We start from the raw sequence: 20,199 nt of genomic DNA on the forward strand, positions 1-20,199 counted from the left end.
ACCGGCGGGAGGCGGATGCGCGGATGATCGACGTCGAAGACCTGATCGCGCTCGTTCGCAATTACAACCCGCATACGGATGCCGATCTGATCCGTCGGGCCTATGCCTATGGCATGAAGATGCACGACGGACAGTTCCGGCAGTCGGGTGAATCCTACTTCACCCACCCGGTCGCCGTCGCCGCGATCCTGACCGAGCAGCGGCTGGACGATGCGACGATCGTCACGGCACTTCTGCATGACACGATCGAGGACACCCGCTCGACCTATACCGAGGTCGAGGGGCTGTTCGGCCACGAGATCGCCGAGCTTGTCGACGGCGTCACCAAGCTGACCAACCTGCAGCTGTCCTCGAACGCCTCGAAGCAGGCCGAGAACTTCCGCAAGCTTCTGATGGCGATGTCGAAGGACATCCGCGTGCTGCTGGTCAAGCTGGCCGACCGGCTGCACAACATGCGCACGATCAAGTCGATGCGGCCCGAAAAGCAGGCGCAGAAGGCGCGCGAGACGATGGAGATCTTCGCCCCGCTCGCCGGCCGCATGGGCATGCAGTGGATGCGCGAGGAACTCGAGGACCTCGCCTTCAAGGTGCTGAACCCCGAGGCCCGCACCTCGATCATCCGCCGCTTCGTCTCGCTGCAGAAGGAATCGGGCGACGTGATCTCGAAGATCACGCACGACATCCGCACGCTGATGGACAAGGCCGGGATCGAGGCCGACGTCTTCGGCCGGGCGAAGCGCCCCTATTCGATCTGGCGCAAGATGGAGGAGAAGCAGCTTGCCTTCTCGCGCCTGTCCGACATCTACGGCTTCCGCGTCATCACCGAGAATGTCGAGGATTGCTATCGCGTCGTCGGGCTGATCCATCAGCGCTGGCGCGCCGTGCCGGGCCGGTTCAAGGATTACATCAGCCAGCCGAAGACGAACGGGTACCGCTCGATCCACACCACGGTGACGGGCCGCGACGGCAAGCGCGTCGAGGTGCAGATCCGCACCCGGCAGATGCACGAGGTCGCCGAGGCCGGCGTCGCCGCGCACTGGTCCTATCGCGACGGCGAGCCCGCCGAGAACCCCTTCGCCGTCGATCCGGCGAAATGGCTGTCCTCGCTGACCGAGCGCTTCGCCGAGGGCGATCACGAGGAATTCCTCGAGAACGTCAAGCTCGAGATGTATTCCGACCAGGTGTTCTGCTTCACGCCCAAGGGCGATGTGGTGAAGCTGCCGAAGGGCGCGACGCCGATCGACTTCGCCTATGCGATCCACACCCGGATCGGCAATTCCTGCGTCGGCGCCAAGGTCGACGGCATCCGCGTGCCGCTCTGGACCCGGCTGAAGAACGGCCAGTCGGTCGAGATCATCACCGCCGCCGGCCAACGCCCGCAGGCGACCTGGCTCGACATCGTCGGCACCGGCCGCGCCCGCGCCGCGATCCGCAAGAGCCTGCGCGAGGAAGACCGCTCGCGCTTCGTCAAGCTCGGCGCCGAGCTTGCCCGCGTCGCCTTCGAGCATGTCGGCCGCAAGGTGTCCGACAAGGCGCTGCGCACCGCGGCGAAGACCCTCGGCATGGTCGACGAGATCGAACTGCTCGCCCGCCTCGGCTCGGCCGAATTCACCGCGCGCGAAGTGGTCGAGACGCTCTATCCGGAACTCGCCCAGCACGGCCCCGAGACGGTCGAACCGACCCGCGCGGTGATCGGCCTTGGCGCCGACCAGAGCTTCCGCCGCGCCGATTGCTGCCAGCCGCTGCCCGGCGAGCGCATCGTCGGCATCACCTATCGCGGCCAGGGCGTGGTGATCCACGCGATCGACTGCCCCGCGCTCGAGGAATTCGAGGAAGAACCCGAACGCTGGGTCGACCTGCATTGGCAGCCCGGCCAGCATCCGCCCGCCTATACCGCCTCGCTGAAGATCACGATCTCGAACGACGCGGGCGTGCTTGGCCATATCTGCACCTTGATCGGGCAGCAGAAGGCCAATATCTCGGATCTGCATTTCATCGACCGCAAGCCGGACTTTTACTCACTTGTCGTGGAAGTCGAGCTAAGGGACGTGGAACACCTGCACATGCTGCTCACCGCGCTCGAGGCGGAGACGGACGTGGCGCAGGTGGAGCGGTGGCGCGACATCACGCGCAAGCCCTGAGCGGGCCCGAGGGCACCGCGGACGGAGGGAACGGCCCCCGCAAGGGGGAGAAGGACGACGGTGGTTTTCAAGCGGCGCAACAAACGTCCCTTCCTTCAGGCGCTGCGCGAGGCGGTCTGGCCGCGCGGCGGCTGGACGCGTGCCTTCCATTACATCCGGCACCGGCTGAACCGCCTGCCCGACCGGCCCGAGCGCATCGCCCGCGGCATCTTCGCCGGCGTGCTGATCTCCTTCACCCCGCTTTTCGGCTTTCACCTCGGCGGCGCAGTGGCGCTTGCCTGGCTGGTGCGCGGCAACATCATCGCCGCACTCTTCGGCACGCTGGTCGGCAACCCGCTGACCTTCCCGCTGATCGCGCTCATCTCGATCAAGCTCGGCCACTGGATGCTCGGCCGCCACCTTGCCCAGGTCCGGACCGAGGGGCTGTTCGAGACCTTCGCGCATGCCTTCCACGACCTGCGCCACAATCTTTTCGCCCTGTTCACCCATGAGCCGACGCAATGGCACGGGCTGGCGAATTTCTTCGACGGCATCTTCCTGCCCTATCTCGTGGGCGGGCTGCTGCCGGGCATCGCCGCGGGGCTGGTGTGCTATTTCATCGCCCTGCCGATCGTCACCGCCTATCAGAACCGCCGCCGCACCCGGCTGAAGGAGCGGCTGACGAAGATCCGCGCCAAGATCAGTCCGCGCCGCAAGGACGGCCCGCCGCCGCCCGGCGAGGGCTGAGCCTGCCGAGACGGGCCCGCAACGCCGCGCGCCCCCTTTTCTTCCGCGCGGGCTTGCGCGCATACTCCCGCCGCACTGACCGGAGGATCCCATGCCCCACTCGCTTCGCCTTGGCGTCAACATCGACCACGTCGCCACCCTGCGCAACGCCCGCGGCGCCGCCTATCCCGACCCGCTGCGCGCGGCCCTGCTGGCCGAGGCGGCAGGCGCGGACGGCATCACCGCCCACCTGCGCGAGGATCGCCGCCACATCCGCGACAGCGACATCGCCGCGCTGAAGGCCGGGCTCGGGATCCCGCTCAACTTCGAGATGGCGCCTTCCGACGAGATGCAGGCGATCGCGCTGGCCACCGCGCCGCATGCCTGCTGCCTCGTCCCCGAGAAGCGGCAGGAGGTGACGACCGAGGGCGGGCTCGACGTGGTGGCCGATCTGCCGCGGCTGACCGAGTATGTCGGCGCGCTGAACGAGGCGGGGATCCGCGTCTCGATGTTCATCGGCCATGACCCGGCACAGATCGAGGCCTCGGCGCAGATCGGCGCGGCGGTGATCGAGCTGCACACCGGCCATTACTGCGACATGCATTATGCCGGCCGCTTCGCCGAGCGCGACCTCGAGCTCGAGGCGCTGGCGGCCGGTGCGGCCTATGCCAATTCGCTCGGCCTCGAGGTGCATGCGGGCCATGGCCTGACCTTCGAGACGGTCGGCCCGGTCGCGGCGATGCCCGAGATCCGCGAGCTGAACATCGGCCATTTCCTGATCGGCGAGGCGGTGTTCATCGGCCTCGAGGGCGCGATCGGCCAGATGCGCGCCCTGATGGACGCCGCGCGGGGCGAGTGAGCGTGATTCTCGGCATCGGCTCCGACCTCGCCAATATCGACCGCATCGCCGCGACGCTTGACCGTTTCGGCGATCGGTTCCGCACCCGCGTCTTCACCGAGACCGAGATCGCCAAGGCCGAGCGGCGCGCCGATATCGCCGGCACCTATGCCAAACGCTGGGCGGCAAAGGAGGCCTGCTCGAAGGCGCTCGGCACCGGGTTGCGGATGGGGATCTCCTGGCGCGACATGGCGGTGACGAATCTGCCGACCGGGCAGCCGGTGATGCACCTCACCGGCTGGGCCGCCGAACGGCTTGCCACGATGACCCCGCCCGGCCACGAGGCGATCGTTCACGTCACATTGACCGACGACGCCCCCTGGGCGCAGGCTTTCGTGGTGATCGAGGCACGACCCCTTCCTTGACTTGGGCGCCGCCCCAAGCCTAGGAAGGCGGGACTTTTCACAAGCGGGGCAGGGAATGGCCAAGAAATCCGAAGGCGGCATCGTCGAGACGGTGAAAACCATCGTCTGGGCACTGGTGATCGCGGGGGTGTTCCGCACCCTGTTCTTCCAGCCGTTCTGGATTCCCTCGGGCTCGATGAAGGACACGCTGCTGATCGGCGACTTCCTCTTCGTGAACAAGATGGCCTATGGCTATTCGAGCCATTCCTGCCCGTTCTCCGCCTGCCCGATCTCGGGGCGCCTCTTCGCGCGCGAACCCGAGCGCGGCGATGTCGTCGTCTTCCGTCACCCGACGAAGAACGTCGACTTCATCAAGCGGCTGATCGGCCTGCCCGGCGACAAGATCCAGATGGTGCACGGCGTGCTGCAGATCAACGGCGAGCCGGTGAAGCTCGCCGATGCCGGCACCTTCACCGAGGAGAAGGCACCGCAGGGCCCGCAGCAGCTGATGCCGCGCTGCGAGAACGACCCGGTCGGGATCGGCGGCACCTGCCTGAAGGCACGCCAGACCGAGACCCTGCCGAATGGGGTCAGCCACGACATCCTGAACATCTCGGACAATTGGGTGGCCGACGACACGCCGGTCTTCACCGTGCCCGAGGGTCAGTATTTCTTCATGGGCGACAACCGCGACAATTCCGAGGACAGCCGCTTCCCGGCCGCCGCCGGCGGGCTTGGCTTCGTGCCGGCGGAATACCTGATCGGCCGCGCCGACCGGGTGATGTTCTCCTCGGCGGGCAAGTCGCTCTTCTACTTCTGGACCTGGCGTCCGGACCGTTTCTTCAAGGCGATCGACTGAGGTGAGGGCGTGAAGGTCGGCTCCGACATCGAGGCATTCATGGACAGGCTCGGGCACCGCTTCGCGAAGCCCGAGCTTCTCGTTCGCGCGCTCACCCACAGCTCGATCGGCTCGGCCACCCGGCCCGACAACCAGCGGCTCGAATTCCTGGGCGACCGCGTGCTCGGGCTCAGCATCGCCGAGGCGCTGTTCAAGGCCGACCGCACCGCCTCCGAGGGCCAGCTGGCGCCGCGCTTCAACGCGCTGGTGCGCAAGGAGACCTGCGCCGATGTCGCCCGCCAGATCGACCTCGGCGCGGTGCTGAAGCTCGGCCGGTCGGAAATGATGTCGGGCGGCCGCCGCAAGGAGGCGCTGCTCGGCGACGCGATGGAGGCGGTGATCGCCGCCGTGCATCTCGACGCGGGCTTCGAGACGGCGCGCAAGCTCGTGCTGCGGCTCTGGGGCGAGCGGGTCGAGACCGTCGAGGAAGACGCCCGCGACGCCAAGACCGCGCTGCAGGAATGGGCCCAGGCCCGCGGCCTGCCGCCACCGGCCTACGAGACCGTGTCGCGCACCGGCCCCGACCATGCGCCGGTCTTCACCATCGAGGTGCATCTCGCCTCGGGCGAGAGCGAGCGCGCCAAGGCCGGCTCGAAACGCATCGCCGAACAATCCGCCGCCAAGGCGCTCCTGACCCGCCTGGAGGGCGACACATGACCGAAGACACCCCGCATCCCGAGCACACCCGCGCGGGCTTCGTCGCGCTGATCGGCGAGCCGAACGCCGGCAAGTCGACCCTGCTGAACCGCATGGTCGGCGCCAAGGTCTCGATCGTCACCCACAAGGTGCAGACGACGCGCGCCCGCATCCGCGGCGTGTGCATGGCGGGCGAGACGCAGATCGTCTTCGTCGACACCCCCGGCATCTTCCGCCCGCGCCGCCGGCTCGACCGCGCCATGGTCACCGCGGCCTGGGGCGGCGCCTCGGATGCCGACATCATCGTGCTTCTGATCGAGGCACATCGCGGCCTGACCGACGGCACCCGCGCGATCATCGAGGCGCTGAAGGAACGCGCCGGCGAACAGCCGGTCGCACTTGCGATCAACAAGATCGACAAGGTCAAGGCCGAGCGCCTGCTCGAACTGGCGCAGTCGGCGAACGAGGCCTTCCCCTTCGTCAGGACCTTCATGATCTCGGCCGAGCGCGGCTATGGCGTCGACGATCTGCGCGAATGGCTGGCGGGCGAGCTGCCCGAGGGCCCGTGGTTCTACCCCGAGGACCAGATCGCCGACCTGCCGATGCGCCAGATCGCCGCCGAGGTCACGCGCGAGAAGCTGACCCTGCGTCTGCACGAGGAGCTGCCCTATCAGCTCACCGTCGAGACCGAGAAATGGGAGGACCGCAAGGACGGCTCCACCCGCATCGACCAGCTGATCTATGTCGCGCGCGAGGGCCACAAGGGCATCGTGCTCGGCAAAGGCGGCGAGACGATCAAGGCGATCTCGACCGCGGCCCGCGCCGATCTTGCCGAATTTCTCGGCCGGCCGGTGCATCTCTTCCTGCAGGTGAAGGTGCGCCCGAACTGGCTCGACGAGGCCGAGCGCTATTCCGAGATGGGGCTCGACTTCAAGGACGGCGACTGAATGGGCCTCCGCCTCGCCGCGGAGGTCTGGGTGCGCGCCTATCTGCGACGGCTGGAGATCGCCAATATCCCCGCCTATGTCGCCGCCCGCGGCGAGCCGACCTCCGGCGCGGTGATGGTGAAATGCGCCACCCTCGACGGCCGCGCGACGCTGTGGCAGCGCAGCTTCGATCTGACGACCGGCGCGCGCAAATGGATGATCCTGACCGAGGGCCCGGAACCCGAGGTCGACGCCTCGATCCGCCGCCAGCGCGGCTTCGACCCCGACCTCTGGGTGATCGAGATCGAAAGCCGCGACGGCCGCACCCTGCTCGACGAGGAAGGCCTCAGCGACTGAGCCCCGCCCGGACGCCCCTTTCCCTTTCTCCTTGCCGGAAATACCTTCGGGGGGTCCGGGGGGCAGACGGCCCCCCGGCCTCTCCGCCCGGAACCCCGCCCCGGAACCCCCGCATGGACTGGCAAGACCACGGCACCATCCTCTCGACCCGCCCGCAGGGCGAGACCTCGGCGCTGATCGAGGTGTTCACGGCCGCCCATGGCCGGCACGCGGGCGTGGTGCGCGGCGGCGCCTCGCGGAAGATGGCGGCGACGCTGCAGCCCGGCTCCTCCGTCGCCCTGCGCTGGCGCGCCCGGCTCGAGGACCAGCTCGGCACCTTCACCGTCGAACCGATCGCCTCGCGCGCGGGCGCAATGAGCGACCGGCTGGCGCTTGCGGGGCTGTCCGCCACCTGCGCGATGCTTGCCTTCGCCCTGCCCGAACGCGCCCCCCATCCCGCGCTCTTCGCCGCCACCGAGCCGCTTTTCGCGGTGATCGGCGATGCGGTGCCGGGCTGGCCGCTCGATTATCTCCGCTGGGAGATGCAGCTGCTCGACGAGCTCGGCTATGGGCTCGACCTCGGCCGCTGCGCCGTCACCGGCACGCGCGAGGATCTGGCCTTCGTCAGCCCCCGCAGCGGCCGCGCCGTCAGCCGCGCGGGCGCCGGGGACTGGGCGCCGCGGCTGCTGCCGCTGCCCGCCTGCCTCTTGGGTCAGGGACCGGCAAGCTGGGCGGAGATCTCGGACGGGTTGCGCCTCACCGGTCATTTCCTCGACCGGTTCGCGGCCGAGCACGGCAGCCGGACACTCCCTGCCGCCCGCACCCGGCTGATCGCGGCACTTGCCCGTCAGGGCTGAGTGCGGTCGTCGAGCACCAGCTGCAACAGCGCCAGATCCAGCCAGCGGCCGAATTTCTGCCCGACCTCGGGCATCGTGCCGACGGCGCGGAAGCCGAGCTGCTCGTGCAGCGCGATCGAGGCCGCATTGCCCGCCTCGATCGCCGCCACCATCACATGCAGCCCCTCGGCGCGCGCGAAGGCGATCAGCTGCGTCATCAGCGCCCGGCCCCGGCCGCCACCGCGCCGGTCGGACCGGATGTAGACCGAATGCTCGACCGTCTCGCGATAGCCATCGAAGGCGCGGAACGGGCCATAGCTCGCATAGCCCGTGACCTCGCCCGCCTCCTCGAGCACGAGGACCGGCAGCCCCGCGCCCTGCCGCGCGCTCATCCAGGCGATGCGGTTCGCGGCATCGACCTCGACATCGTTCCAGATCGCCGTCGTGTTGCGCACGGCGTCGTTGTAGATCGCCGCAAGGGCCTCGGCATCTTCGGCAATGGCGTCACGGATCATCGCAATCTCCTTTGCCGCCAGTGAGCGCAAAGAGACCCGCGATGCAATGAAAAACGGGGCCCGAAGGCCCCGTTTCCCTCCCTGTTATGTCGGGCCTCAGCCGAGCAGGCGGCGGGCGATGACCTGCGCCTGGATCTCGGCCGCGCCCTCGAAGATGTTCAGGATGCGCGCGTCGCACAGGATCCGCGAGATCGTGTATTCGAGCGCGAAGCCGTTGCCGCCATGGATCTGCAGCGCGTTGTCGGCCGCCGCCCAGGCGACACGGGCGCCCAGAAGCTTCGCCATCCCCGCCTCGAGGTCGCAGCGCCGGCCGTGATCCTTCTGCCAGGCCGAGAAATAGGTGAACTGGCGCGCGATCATGATCTCGACCGCCATCATCGCCAGCTTGCCCGAGACCCGCGGGAACTCGATCAGCGACTTGCCGAACTGCTTGCGGTCGATCGCATATTGCATGCCGATCTCGCAGGCCGACTGCGCCACGCCGACGGCGCGCGCCGCGGTCTGGATGCGGGCCGATTCGAAGGTCTCCATCAGCTGCTTGAAGCCGCGCCCGGTCTCGCCGCCGAGAAGGTTCTCGCCCTTCACCCGGAAACCGTCGAAGCCGAGCTCGTATTCCTTCATGCCGCGATAGCCCAGCACCTCGATCTCGCCGCCGGTCATGCCGGGCGTCGGGAAGGGGTTGTCGTCGGTGCCCGGGGTCTTTTCGGCCAGGAACATGCTCAGCCCGCGCCAGTCGCTGGTCTCGGGCTCGGTGCGGGCCAGAAGCGTCATCACATGGGTGCGCTGCGCATGGGTGATCCAGGTCTTGTTGCCGGTGATGACCCAGTCATCCCCCTCGCGCACCGCGCGGGTGCGCAGGCTGCCCAGATCCGAACCGGTGTTCGGCTCGGTGAAGACCGCGGTCGACAGGATCTCGCCGCTCGCGAGCGCGGGCAGCCATTTCTTCTTCTGCTCCTCGGTGCCGCCGCACAGGATCAGCTCGGCCGCGATTTCCGAGCGCGTGCCGAGCGAGCCGACGCCGATGTAGCCGCGCGAAAGCTCTTCGGTGACGACCACCATCGAGGCCTTCGACAGGCCAAGCCCACCGTATTCCTCGGGAATGGTCAGGCCGAAGACGCCAAGCTCGGCAAGCTCCTCGATGATCTCCATCGGGATGAGCTCGTCCTTCAGGTGCCACTCATGCGCGTTCGGGATCACCCGTTCCTCGGCATAGCGGTGGAACTGCTCGCGGATCATCTCGAGGTCTTCATCAAGGCCCGAGGCACCGAAGAGCGCCCGCCCCTGATTGTCGCGCATCAGCGCGACAAGGGCCGCGCGGGCGGCGGGGCTGTTGCCCTCGGCCATCAGTTTCGCGGCGGCGTCGGAGGGGCTCCAGCTCAGCCCGAGGTCATGCAGACGCGCCACCTCGCCCTGGCTCATCGGGATGCCGCCGGCGATCTGGTTCAGGTATTCGCCGAAGCCGATCTGCAGCAGCAGCCCTTCCATCTCGCCGAAACCGCCCGCCTCGGCGACGCGGCCGGCCCAGGCCCGCAGCTGCACCAGCGACTGTTCATAGGTCGCCAGCCAGGCCAGCGCATGGGCGGCGAACTGCTCGCGCTCGAGCGCCGATCCCGAGACCTTGCCCTGATGGCTCACCTTCGCGCGCAGGTTGGCGGTGGCCTCGGACAGCAGCGTGGCGAGCTCGGGCAGCGCCGCCTCGGTCAGAGCGAGCAGGTCAGGAAGAACAGTCGTCGTGGTCATGTCAGCCCCATCTTGCGCCCGGAATCGGCGCCTCGTCTTGCGTTGGTCCCGTGCTTAGGCATTTTGCAACCGCAGCGCAATAAAAATTCGCAAGCGCAGCATGATTGGACCGAATATGTCGCGGCGATTTTCACCTTTTCGCTGCCGCGCCGCCCGGGCTGGACGCAGCGGGCGGCGCGCATTAGGTCAGGGGCAGACCAAGGAGAGCGCGATGAAGCCAGCCCTGACCCTCTACCTCGCCGCGCCGCGCGGCTTTTGCGCCGGCGTCGACCGGGCGATCAAGATCGTCGAGATGGCGCTCGAGAAATGGGGGGCGCCGGTCTATGTGCGCCACGAGATCGTGCACAACAAGTTCGTCGTCGACGGGCTGCGCGACAAGGGTGCGGTCTTCGTAGAGGAGCTGGACGAGGTGCCCGCCGACCGGCCGGTGATCTTCTCGGCGCATGGCGTGCCGAAATCGGTGCCGGCCGAGGCGCAGCGGCGCGAGATGATCTGGGTCGATGCCACCTGCCCGCTGGTCAGCAAGGTGCATATCGAGGCCGAGCGCCACCACGAGGCGGGGCTGCAGATGGTGATGATCGGCCATGCCGGCCACCCCGAGGTGCTGGGCACGATGGGGCAGCTGCCCGAGGGCGAGGTGCTTCTGGTCGAGACCGTGGCCGATGTCGCGCATCTGGAACCGCGCGATCCGGCGCGCCTTGCCTTCATCACCCAGACGACGCTCTCGGTCGACGACACCACCGAGATCGTCGCGGCGCTGAAGGCGCGCTTCCCGGCGATCGTCGGGCCGGCAAAGGAAGACATCTGCTATGCCACGACGAACCGGCAGGCGGCGGTGAAGGCGATCGCGCCGAAGATCGACGCGCTGCTGGTGATCGGCGCGCCGAACTCGTCGAACTCGCGCCGTCTGGTCGAGGTGGGCCGCGCCGAGGGCTGCGCCTACAGCCAGCTGGTGCAGCGCGCGACCGACATCGACTGGCGCGCACTCGAGGGCATCCGGGCAGTCGGCGTGACCGCGGGCGCCTCGGCCCCCGAGGTGCTGGTGAACGAGGTGATCGATGCCTTCGCCGAGCACTATGCATTGACCGTCGAACGGGTCGAAACCGCGCGCGAGGATATCGAGTTCAAGGTGCCGCGGGTGTTGCGCACCGCCTGAGGGCGGGGCAAACGGAGCGGACAGATGCGGGGCGCTGCCCCGCACCCCGGGATATTTGGAGCGATTGGAAGACATGGCCGAGTTCTTTGCATGGACCGACGGCGCCTGCTCGGGCAACCCGGGGCCGGGCGGCTGGGGTGTGCTGATGCGCGCGATGGAGGGTGAGAGCGTCGCCAAGGAGCGCGAGCTGAACGGCGGCGAGGCGATGACCACCAACAACCGGATGGAGTTGCTGGCGGCGATCAGCGCGCTCGAGGCGCTGACCCGCGAGGTGGCGATCACCATCACCACCGATTCGGCCTATGTGAAGAACGGGGTGACCGGCTGGATCCACGGCTGGAAGCGCAACGGCTGGAAAACCGCAGACCGCAAGCCGGTGAAGAACGTCGATCTGTGGCAGCGGCTCGATGCGGCGCAGGCGCGCCACAAGGTGACCTGGAAATGGATCAAGGGTCACGCCGGCCACGCCGAGAACGAGCGCGCCGACGAGCTCGCCCGCGCCGGCATGGCCCCCTATAAAGGCGGCAAATAACCCGCTAGCATCGGGCGACACCGCAGCGAGGCGCCGCCATGACCCCCGGGGATCAGCATCCGGTCATCGACTATCTGACGACGCTGCCCGTTGGCATCGCGCTCGATTACGTCTCGGTCTTCGTCTTCGCGCTGACGGGCGCGCTCGTCGCCTCGCGCCAGCAGCTCGACCTGGTGGGGTTCATCTTCATCGCGGCGCTGACCGCCGTTGGCGGCGGCACGCTGCGCGATCTGCTGATCGGGCGGATCCCGGTGTTCTGGGTGGGCAAGCCCGAATACATGGTGCTGATCGCCGGGGCGGCGGTGCTCGTCTTCTTCACCGCGCATCTGCTGGAAAGCCGCTATCGCGCGCTTCTGTGGCTCGATGCCTGCGCGCTCGCCGTCGCCGTGCCGGCGGGCGTCGCGGTGACGATGTCGCGCGGGCACGGGCCGGTCACCGTGCTCATCATGGGGGTGGTCACCGGATCGTTTGGCGGGCTGATGCGCGATGTCGTGTGCAACGAGGTGCCGCTGACGCTGAAACAGGGCGAGCTCTATCTCAGCTGCGCCTTTGCCGGGGCGGGGGCGGCGCTGCTGCTGACCGCCGCCGGCGCGCCGGGGCTGCCCGCGGCGATCGGCTGCGGTCTCGTCACCTTCGCCCTCAGGGCGGGGTCGCTGCGCTGGGGCTGGAAGCTGCCGGTCTACAAGCCCCGCCCGCCCCGCCCGCACGGTTAGAGGAAGAGCTGCAGCACCAGCGGCGCGAGGAAGGCGGTCAGCACCGCATTGAGCCCCATCCCGATCGAGGCGAAGACCCCCGCCGTGTCGTTCACCTGAAAGGCGCGGGCGGTGCCGATGCCATGCGCCGCGACCCCGGTCGCAAAGCCGCGCGCGCGCCAGTCGGTCAGCCCGATCGCGTTCAGCATCGGGGTGACGAAGATCGCCCCGATCATCCCCGTCAGCAGCACCAGCACCGCGGTCAGCGTCGGCGCGCCGCCAAGGCTTTCCGAAATCCCGATGGCGACCGGAGCGGTCGCCGATTTCGGCGCAAGCGTGGCGAGCAGCCCCTTGTCCGCGCCAAGCGCCCAGGCGATCGCCAGCGCCGAGAACACCGCAGTGAACGAGCCCGCGACCAGCGCCACCGCGATCGGCACCAGTGCCTTGCGGATCTTCCCGAGGTTCGCCTGCAGCGGCACGGCGAGGCACACCGTCGCCGGGCCCAGCATGAAGTGCACGAATTGCGCGCCGTCGAAATAGCTTTCGTAATTCGTGCCGGTCAGCCAGAGCAGCACCGCCAGCAGCGCCACCGCGATCATCACCGGGTTGGCGATCGGGTTGCAGCGCGCCAGCCGATAGATGCGGTCGCCCGCCCAATAGGCGATCAGCGTCGCGGCGAGCCACAGGAGCGGCTTCGAGGCGAGATAGGACCAGATCAGCGCGGCGTCAGTCATCGGGGTTGCTCCCCACCAGCCGCGCGACCCAGGTGAAGGTCAACGCCCCCACGGTGATCGCCAGAAGCGTCGAGACGACGAGCGAGACCGCCAGCGCCAGCCCGTGCGCGGCGATCGTCGGCAGGTGCGCGACCACCCCCACCCCCGCCGGCACGAAGAGCAGCGCCAGATTGGCCAGAAGCCCCTGCGCCGCGGGCCGGATCAGCGCACCGAGCGGCGGGATCACCTGCAGCGCCACGACCAGCCCCACCATGCCCAGCACCGGCCCGGGCAGCGGCAGGTGCAGCGCGCGCGAGATCACCTCGCCCACGAGCTGAAAGATCAGGATGATTGACAGAGCCGGGACCATCGGCCTTTCCTTGTTGCGAGGCGTTTTGCCCAGCCTAGGCGAGGCGCGGGCGGGATCAAGCCGAAACCCGCGCAGATCTTGTGGATAACCCCGCCTCTGCCCGCCAGATCGTGGGGGGCGCGGTTGACTCGTCCGCCCCCGCCCCCGAAACTGCCCCACCCTGAACGGAATCGGAAAGATCTGCCTTGCGCTTCTCCCGCCTGCGCCTGAACGGCTTCAAGAGCTTCGTCGACCCGACCGACCTCGTGATCCACGACGGTCTGACCGGCGTCGTCGGGCCGAACGGCTGCGGCAAGTCGAACCTGCTCGAGGCGCTTCGCTGGGTGATGGGCGAAAACCGCGCCTCGGCGATGCGCGGCGGCGGCATGGAGGACGTGATCTTCGCCGGCGCCGCCACCCGGCCCGCGCGCAACTTCGCCGAGGTCTCGCTCAGCATCGACAACACCGAACGGCTGGCGCCCTCGGGCTTCAACGACGCCGACACGCTGGAGATCGTGCGCCGGATCACCCGTGATGCCGGCTCGGCCTACAAGGTGAACGGCAAGGACGTGCGGGCACGTGACGTGCAGATGCTGTTCGCCGATGCCTCGACCGGCTCGCAATCGCCGGCGCTGGTGCGGCAGGGGCAGATTTCCGAACTCATCAACGCCAAGCCGAAGGCGCGGCGGCGGATCCTGGAAGAGGCCGCGGGGATCTCGGGCCTCTATCAGCGCCGGCACGAGGCCGAGCTGAAGCTCAATGGCGCCGAACAGAACCTGCTGCGCGTCGATGATGTGATCGAGCAGCTCGGCGGACAGCTGGCGACGCTTGCCCGGCAGGCCCGGCAGGCGGCGCGCTATCGCGAACTTGGTGCCGCGCTGCGCCGGGCCGAGGGGATGCTGCTCTATCGGCGCTGGCGCGAGGCCGACCTCGCCCGCGAGGAGGCCGAGGCGGGGCTGCGTGCGCGGCTGACCGCGGCGGCGCAGGCCGAAGGCGCGGCGCGCGCCGCCGCGAAGGCGCGCGCGGTGCAGGAAGACGCGCTGCCGCCGCTGCGCGAGGAAGAGGCGATCGCCGGCGCGATCCTGCAGCGGCTGATGCTGCAGCGCGATGCGCTCTCGGATCAGGAAGCGCAGGCCGCCGCCCGGATCGAGACGCTGAAATCGCGCATCACCCAGCTTGACCGCGACATGGAGCGCGAGGCCGGGCTGAACCGCGATGCCGGCGAGACGATCGAGCGGCTCGACTGGGAGATGGGCCAGCTGCTGAAGGCGGCCGAGGGCCAGGACGACAAGCTCGAGGCGGCGGCAGAGGCCTCGGCCGAGGCGGCGGGGGTTCTGGCCGACCGCGAGGCGCAACTCGCCGAGATGACCGAGGACGTGGCGCGGCTGGCGGCCCGGCACGGCTCGGCGCAGCGGCTTTTGTCGGACAGCCGTGCGACCGCGACGCGCGCCGAGGCCGAGGCCGCGCGCGCAGCCGGTCAGGCCGAGGAAGCCGCCGAGGCGCTTGACCGTGCCGGCGAGGCCTTCGAGGCGGCGCAGATCGCGCAGGAAGAGGCGCAGGAGGCGACCGAGACCGCCGAGGAGATGCTGACCGCCGCCGAGGAAGCCCGCGCCGAGGTGCAGGCCCGCGAATCCGCCGCCCGCGCCATGCGCTCCGAGGCCGAGGGCGAGGCCGGCGCGCTGCGCGCCGAGGTGACGGCGCTTGCCCGGCTGGTCGAGCGCGAGGCGGCAAGCGGCCAGCAGCTTCTCGACCGGGTGCAGGTGGAGCCGGGCTATGAGGCAGCGCTTGGCGCGGCGCTGGCCGACGATCTGCGCGCCCCCGAGGTCGGGGAAGACGCCGCCTCGGGCTGGGGGCTTCTGCCCGATTACGACGCGCCGCAACCGCTGCCCGACGGCGTCGCGCCGCTGGCCTCGCATGTCGGCGTGCCCGAGGTTCTGACCCGCCGCATCGGCCAGATCGGCCTTGTGGCGGATGCGGCCGAGGGCGCGCGGTTGCAACCGCTGCTGGCGCCCGGTCAACGGCTCGTGTCGCTGGCGGGCGATCTGTGGCGGTGGGACGGGTTCCGCGCCGGCGCCGAGGATGCACCAAGCGCCGCGGCGCTGCGGCTGCGCCAGCTCAACCGTCTGGTCGAGCTGAAACGCGATCTCGAGGAGGTCGCGGCGCGGGCCGAAGGCGCACGGCAGGCCCATGAGGCGCTGACGCGCGCGCTCGCCGATGCCTCGGCCGCCGATGCCCGCGCCCGCGAGGCGCGCCGTGCCGCCGATCAGCGTCTGGCCGAAGCGGGTCGCGCGCTGAGCCGGGCCGAGGCCGAACGCGCGATCGCGGCGGGCAAACTCGAATCCGCGCGGCTGGCGATGAAACGGCATGGCGACGAGGCGTCGTCGGCGCGGCTCGCCCTTGCCGAGGCCGAGGCGCAATCGGCGGCGCTGCCGGACCTTGATGCCGCGCGCGCCGATGTCGACGCGGTGAAGATGACGGTCGAGGCGGCGCGGGTGACGATGCTGACCCGCCGCTCGGCGCATGACGAGATCCGCCGCGAGGGCGAGGCCCGGCTGAAGCGCCGGCAGGAGATCACCAAGGAGCTGTCGGGCTGGCGCCACCGGCTCGAGACCGCCGAGAAGCGCTCGGCCGAACTCGCCGCGCGCCGGGCCGAGGCAGTGGACGAGCTCTCCGAGGCCGCCGAGGTGCCCGAGGAGCTGGCCGCGAAGCGCGAGGAGCTGTCCGAGGCGATCGAGACGGCCGAGGAGCGCCGCGGCACCGCGTCGGAACGGCTGGGCGCGGCCGAGGCCGCGCTGCGCGAGGCACAACTGGCCGAGCGCGAGGCCGAACGTCAGGCCGGCGAGGCGCGCGAGGGCCGCGCCCGCGCCGAGGCCCGGGTCGAGGCCGCCCGCGCGACGCTGTCGCAGGCCGCCGACCGCATCCTCGAGGTGACCGAGCAATCGCCGCAGGCGCTGTTCGAGAGCCTTGGCGAGGGGGCCGAGGAAATGCCCGGCGCCGAGGAGCTGGAGACCGAGGTCGCCCGGCTGAAGCGCAGCCGCGAGGCGCTTGGCGCGGTGAACCTGCGCGCCGAGGAAGACGCGCGCGAGGTGCAGGGCGAATATGACACGCTGGTGCAGGAGAAGAGCGACCTCGAAGAGGCGATCCGCAAGCTGCGCTCGGGCATCCAGGGGCTGAACCGCGAGGGGCGCGAGCGGCTGCTGACCGCCTTCGAACAGGTGAACCAGAGCTTCCGCAACCTCTTCACCCACCTCTTCGGCGGCGGCGAGGCCAACCTCGTGCTGATCGAATCGGACGACCCGCTCGAGGCGGGGCTCGAGATCATGTGCCAGCCGCCGGGCAAGAAGCTGTCGACGCTGTCGCTTCTGTCGGGCGGCGAGCAGACTCTGACCGCGCTGGCGCTGATCTTCGCGGTGTTCCTGGCGAACCCGGCGCCGATCTGCGTGCTCGACGAGGTCGACGCACCGCTCGACGATGCGAACGTGACCCGGTTCTGCGACCTGATGGACGAGATGACGCGGCGCACCGACACCCGCTTCCTCGTCATCACCCACCACGCGGTGACGATGAGCCGGATGGACCGGCTGTTCGGGGTGACGATGCAGGAGCAGGGCGTGAGCCAGCTCGTCTCGGTCGACCTCAAGCGCGCCGAGCAGCTGGTGGCCTGACAGCCGCGGGGGCTGGACATCCGCCGCCCGCGCCCCATCTTCTGCGCCAGACCGCAACAGGAGGGAACCGCATGAGCAGGACCTATGCGAAGACGCCCGAGGCGCTGGCCCGGCTGACGCCCGAGCAATACCGGGTGACGCAGGAAAGCGGCACCGAACGGCCCTTCACCGGCGAATACACCGACACCACCGAGCCCGGGCTTTACGTCGACGTGGTCTCGGGCGAGCCGCTCTTCGCCTCGCAGGACAAGTTCGACAGCCATTGCGGCTGGCCGTCCTTCACCCGTCCGCTCGAGGCCGAGCACGTCACCGCGCATCGCGACCTCAGCCATGGCATGGTGCGGGTCGAGGTGCGCTCGAAACACGGCGACAGCCATCTGGGCCACGTCTTCCCCGACGGGCCGCAGGACCGCGGCGGGCTGCGCTATTGCATCAACTCGGCCAGCCTGCGCTTCATCCCGCGCGACCGGATGGAGGCCGAAGGCTATGGCGACTATCTGGACATGGTGAAATGATGACCGAGACGGCCCTTCTTGCCGGCGGCTGCTTCTGGGGGATGCAGGATCTGATCCGCAAGCTGCCGGGCGTGGTGTCGACCCGCGTCGGCTATAGCGGCGGCGACGTGGAGAACGCGACCTACCGCCACCACGGCACCCATGCCGAGGCGATCGAGATCACCTTCGACCCGGCGCAGATCAGCTATCGCCGGCTGCTGGAATTCTTCTTCCAGATCCACGACCCGACCACGCCGAACCGGCAGGGCAACGACATCGGCCCCTCCTACCGCTCGGCGATCTTCTACGCCTCCGAGGCGCAGCGCCAGACCGCGCTCGACACCATCGCGGATGTCGACGCCTCGGGCCTGTGGCCGGGCAAGGTGGTGACCGAGCTCGCCCCCGCCGGCCCGTTCTGGCAGGCCGAGCCCGAGCATCAGGACTACCTCGAGCGCTTCCCGAACGGCTATACCTGCCACCGGATCCGGCCGGGCTGGGTGCTGCCGCGGCGCGCGGCCGAGTGACCTGCGGGCGCGCTTCGCGCCTTGCGCAAAAGATGGGCGGGGCGCCGCATTTCCCGGCGCCCCACCCGACGGCCCGCCGGGGCCGCCCCCCCGCCGCGGCAGCGCGCTTGCCTTCCGCCCCGGCCCGGTCCACCCGGACAGAAAAGAGGCCACGCCATGACCCGTCCCCTCTCCATCGTCGTCGTCGAGAAGGACCGCGACCGCGCACGGATGATCGTCGACGGCCTGCGCGAGGCCGGCGCGCATGAGGTCGTGGTGATCGGCGACGAGGTCGGCCTTGCCCGCCGCATCGCCGAGCGCAACCCCGACATCGTGCTGATCGACCTCGCCTCGCCCTCGCGCGACGTGCTCGAGGAGCTGACGCTTGCCACCGCGCCGATGGAGCGCCCGGTGGCGATGTTCGTCGACCGCACCGACGGCGGGCTGACCCGGGCGGCGATCGAGGCCGGGGTCTCGGCCTATGTCGTCGACGGGCTGCGGCCGGAACGGCTGACGCCGATCCTCGATGCCGCGATCGCGCGCTTTGCGCTGCTGCAGAAGATGCGCGCGGAACTGGCCGCGACGCGGCGCGCGCTGGAAGAGCGCAAGGTGATCGACCGCGCCAAGGGCCTTCTGATGCGGGCGCGCAACATTGACGAGGACGCGGCCTATGCGCTGCTGCGCAAGACGGCGATGGCGCAGGGGCGCAAGATCGCCGATGTGGCGCAGGCGCTGGTCACCGCCGCGGAGCTGCTGAAATGAGCGAGACGCTGCGCCTTGGCTATATCCCGCTGATCGACGCGGCGCCCTTCTTCATCGCGCAATCGCTGGGCTTTGCCGAGGCCGAGGGGCTGGTGCTTGACCTGCGTCCCGCGCCGTCGTGGTCGGCGCTGCGCGACATGCTGGCCATGGGCGCGGTCGAGGCGGCGCAGATGCTGTCGCCGGTGCCGGTCGCAGCCGCGCTCGGTCTGGGCGCCAGCCAGGCCCGGTTCGAGGCGCTGCAGCTGCTGAACGCGAATGGCGACGTGATCGGCGTGTCGCGGGCGCTCGCTGCCACGATGCGCGCGGCGGGCCACCCGTTCGATTTCGCGGATGCCCGCACGGCGGGGGCGGCGCTGCTGGCCGCGGCCGGAGCCCGGCTGCGCATCGGCGTGCCCTTCCCCTTCTCGATGCATGCCGAGCTGGTGCATTACTGGCTCGAGAACCTCGGCCTGCCGCTGCCGGCCGAGCTCGACATCCGCACCGTGCCGCCGCCGCGCATGACCGAGGCGCTGGCCGCGGGCGAGATCGACGCCTTCGCCGTGGGCGAGCCCTGGGGTAGCCAGGCGGTCGAACGCGGCGTGGGCGAGCTGCTGCTGCCCGGCACCGCGATCTGGGCCTTTGCACCCGAGAAGGTGCTGGCGGTGCGGCAGGGCTGGGCCGACGAGAACGAAGACCTCGCCGGCCGGCTGATGCGCGCGGTCTGGCACGCCTGCGGCTGGCTTGGCGCGCCGGAAAACCGCTTCCTCGTCTCCGACCTGCTCTCTGGCTCCGACCGGCTGCCGATCGCCGCCGAGGTGATCGACCGCGCGCTGTCGGGGCGGATGGTGATCTCGGCCGAGGGCGAGGAGCGCGAAAGCGCCAACATGATCGTCTTCTCGGGCGGCGCCGCGACCTTCCCCTGGCGCAGCCAGGCGGCCTGGATCGGCGCACAGCTGGCCCGCCGCTATGGTCTCGATCCGGTGGCGGCAGCGCAAAGCGCGGCCGAGGTCTATCGCCCCGATCTCTACCGCCGCCACCTGCGCGCGGCGGGCGCCGATCTGCCCGGCGCCTCGGCCAAGCTGGAAGGCGCGCTGACCGCGCCGACCGCCGTGGCCTCGGAACGCGGGCAGATGATTCTCCCCGCCGATCGGTTCTTCGACTGCCGCATTTTTGACCCTGACGCCGCCGGCGCCTGAGGAACCGGCCCGTTTCCCGTGCAGCCGGCGTCTCGCGGCCGGAAACCGGGGGCATCATCCGCCACGATGATTGACGCATTGCCCGCCCTGCTGGCATTCGTAAATCAAGCGCAGGGACAACGATGTCCCCCGCGGTCTGTCCCCCGCTGACGGGGGCTTTCCGATCATAGTTCCCGCTGTCGG

General features: G+C 69.6%; 21 protein-coding genes. 17 read left to right on the forward strand and 4 right to left on the reverse strand.

What is annotated here, in order from left to right:
* Window positions 1-23 precede the first annotated feature (23 nt).
* The 9 genes from AC0QTQ_RS18100 (at window position 24) to recO (ending at window position 7,741) form a co-directional block, all read left to right on the forward strand.
* Window positions 24-2,141, forward strand: a complete 2,118-nt coding sequence (locus AC0QTQ_RS18100) for a RelA/SpoT family protein (protein WP_480257699.1) — start codon at window positions 24-26, stop codon at window positions 2,139-2,141.
* Between the two features lie 60 nt (window positions 2,142-2,201).
* A complete protein-coding gene (locus tag AC0QTQ_RS18105; RefSeq protein ID WP_480257701.1) occupies window positions 2,202-2,867 on the forward strand; it encodes a DUF2062 domain-containing protein in 666 nt (221 codons plus the stop codon).
* Between the two features lie 91 nt (window positions 2,868-2,958).
* Entirely contained in the window at window positions 2,959-3,705 is a 747-nt protein-coding gene (locus AC0QTQ_RS18110) for a pyridoxine 5'-phosphate synthase (protein ID WP_480257703.1), read from the forward strand.
* A gap of 2 nt (window positions 3,706-3,707) precedes the next feature.
* Window positions 3,708-4,109: a holo-ACP synthase gene (gene acpS / locus AC0QTQ_RS18115; protein ID WP_121534121.1), complete on the forward strand. Its 402-nt coding sequence runs from the start codon at window positions 3,708-3,710 to the stop codon at window positions 4,107-4,109.
* 55 nt (window positions 4,110-4,164) lie between these two features.
* Window positions 4,165-4,947, forward strand: a complete 783-nt coding sequence (lepB, locus tag AC0QTQ_RS18120; RefSeq protein ID WP_480257705.1) for a signal peptidase I — start codon at window positions 4,165-4,167, stop codon at window positions 4,945-4,947.
* A 39-nt stretch (window positions 4,948-4,986) separates the two neighbouring features.
* The gene (gene rnc / locus AC0QTQ_RS18125) at window positions 4,987-5,643 is read left to right on the forward strand and encodes a ribonuclease III (protein WP_394342965.1); all 657 of its coding nucleotides are present in this window, start codon (window positions 4,987-4,989) and stop codon (window positions 5,641-5,643) included.
* Entirely contained in the window at window positions 5,640-6,569 is a 930-nt protein-coding gene (gene era / locus AC0QTQ_RS18130) for a GTPase Era (RefSeq protein WP_480257707.1), read from the forward strand. The genes rnc and era overlap by 4 nt, the downstream gene beginning before the upstream one ends.
* Window positions 6,570-6,905, forward strand: coding sequence for a DUF1491 family protein (locus AC0QTQ_RS18135; RefSeq protein ID WP_480257708.1), 336 nt, complete (start codon window positions 6,570-6,572; stop codon window positions 6,903-6,905). It begins immediately after the preceding gene.
* Window positions 6,906-7,018: 113 nt separating this feature from the next.
* Complete coding sequence (gene recO / locus AC0QTQ_RS18140; protein ID WP_480257709.1) at window positions 7,019-7,741, forward strand: DNA repair protein RecO; 723 nt, start codon at window positions 7,019-7,021, stop codon at window positions 7,739-7,741.
* Here recO and AC0QTQ_RS18145 read toward each other — a convergent pair.
* On the reverse strand, window positions 7,732-8,235 hold the full coding sequence (locus tag AC0QTQ_RS18145; RefSeq protein WP_480257710.1) for an N-acetyltransferase family protein: 504 nt from the start codon (window positions 8,233-8,235) through the stop codon (window positions 7,732-7,734). The genes recO and AC0QTQ_RS18145 overlap by 10 nt on opposite strands.
* A gap of 96 nt (window positions 8,236-8,331) precedes the next feature.
* On the reverse strand, window positions 8,332-9,975 hold the full coding sequence (locus tag AC0QTQ_RS18150) for an acyl-CoA dehydrogenase family protein (protein WP_480257711.1): 1,644 nt from the start codon (window positions 9,973-9,975) through the stop codon (window positions 8,332-8,334).
* Between the two features lie 211 nt (window positions 9,976-10,186).
* Here AC0QTQ_RS18150 and ispH point away from each other — a divergent pair, with 211 nt between their 5' ends.
* The 3 genes from ispH (at window position 10,187) to AC0QTQ_RS18165 (ending at window position 12,376) form a co-directional block, all read left to right on the forward strand.
* Window positions 10,187-11,131, forward strand: coding sequence for a 4-hydroxy-3-methylbut-2-enyl diphosphate reductase (gene ispH / locus AC0QTQ_RS18155; RefSeq protein ID WP_121534089.1), 945 nt, complete (start codon window positions 10,187-10,189; stop codon window positions 11,129-11,131).
* Window positions 11,132-11,204: 73 nt separating this feature from the next.
* On the forward strand, window positions 11,205-11,663 hold the full coding sequence (rnhA, locus tag AC0QTQ_RS18160) for a ribonuclease HI (RefSeq protein ID WP_121534088.1): 459 nt from the start codon (window positions 11,205-11,207) through the stop codon (window positions 11,661-11,663).
* 38 nt (window positions 11,664-11,701) lie between these two features.
* Entirely contained in the window at window positions 11,702-12,376 is a 675-nt protein-coding gene (locus AC0QTQ_RS18165) for a trimeric intracellular cation channel family protein (RefSeq protein WP_480257712.1), read from the forward strand.
* On the opposite strand, the gene AC0QTQ_RS18170 is transcribed toward AC0QTQ_RS18165, so the two are convergent.
* On the reverse strand, window positions 12,373-13,089 hold the full coding sequence (locus AC0QTQ_RS18170) for an LrgB family protein (RefSeq protein WP_480257713.1): 717 nt from the start codon (window positions 13,087-13,089) through the stop codon (window positions 12,373-12,375). The two genes, AC0QTQ_RS18165 and AC0QTQ_RS18170, sit on opposite strands and share 4 nt — an antisense overlap.
* Window positions 13,082-13,438, reverse strand: coding sequence for a CidA/LrgA family protein (locus tag AC0QTQ_RS18175; RefSeq protein WP_121534085.1), 357 nt, complete (start codon window positions 13,436-13,438; stop codon window positions 13,082-13,084). Before AC0QTQ_RS18175 ends, AC0QTQ_RS18170 begins: the two co-directional genes overlap by 8 nt.
* 185 nt (window positions 13,439-13,623) lie before the next feature.
* Between AC0QTQ_RS18175 and AC0QTQ_RS18180 the strand changes: the two genes are divergently transcribed.
* From AC0QTQ_RS18180 to AC0QTQ_RS18200, 5 genes are all read left to right on the forward strand, one after another.
* Window positions 13,624-17,082: a chromosome segregation SMC family protein gene (locus AC0QTQ_RS18180; RefSeq protein WP_480257715.1), complete on the forward strand. Its 3,459-nt coding sequence runs from the start codon at window positions 13,624-13,626 to the stop codon at window positions 17,080-17,082.
* A 71-nt stretch (window positions 17,083-17,153) separates the two neighbouring features.
* Window positions 17,154-17,597 carry a peptide-methionine (R)-S-oxide reductase MsrB gene (gene msrB / locus AC0QTQ_RS18185; protein WP_113901533.1) on the forward strand — a complete coding sequence of 148 codons (444 nt, stop codon included), beginning with the start codon at window positions 17,154-17,156 and terminating at the stop codon, window positions 17,595-17,597.
* Entirely contained in the window at window positions 17,597-18,100 is a 504-nt protein-coding gene (gene msrA / locus AC0QTQ_RS18190; RefSeq protein ID WP_480257716.1) for a peptide-methionine (S)-S-oxide reductase MsrA, read from the forward strand. Before msrB ends, msrA begins: the two co-directional genes overlap by 1 nt.
* A 156-nt stretch (window positions 18,101-18,256) precedes the next feature.
* On the forward strand, window positions 18,257-18,841 hold the full coding sequence (locus AC0QTQ_RS18195) for an ANTAR domain-containing response regulator (protein ID WP_121534082.1): 585 nt from the start codon (window positions 18,257-18,259) through the stop codon (window positions 18,839-18,841).
* Window positions 18,838-20,016, forward strand: coding sequence for an ABC transporter substrate-binding protein (locus tag AC0QTQ_RS18200; protein ID WP_480257717.1), 1,179 nt, complete (start codon window positions 18,838-18,840; stop codon window positions 20,014-20,016). The genes AC0QTQ_RS18195 and AC0QTQ_RS18200 overlap by 4 nt, the downstream gene beginning before the upstream one ends.
* Window positions 20,017-20,199: the final 183 nt, after the last annotated feature.

The organism is Paenirhodobacter sp. YD-8 (assembly GCF_056590935.1).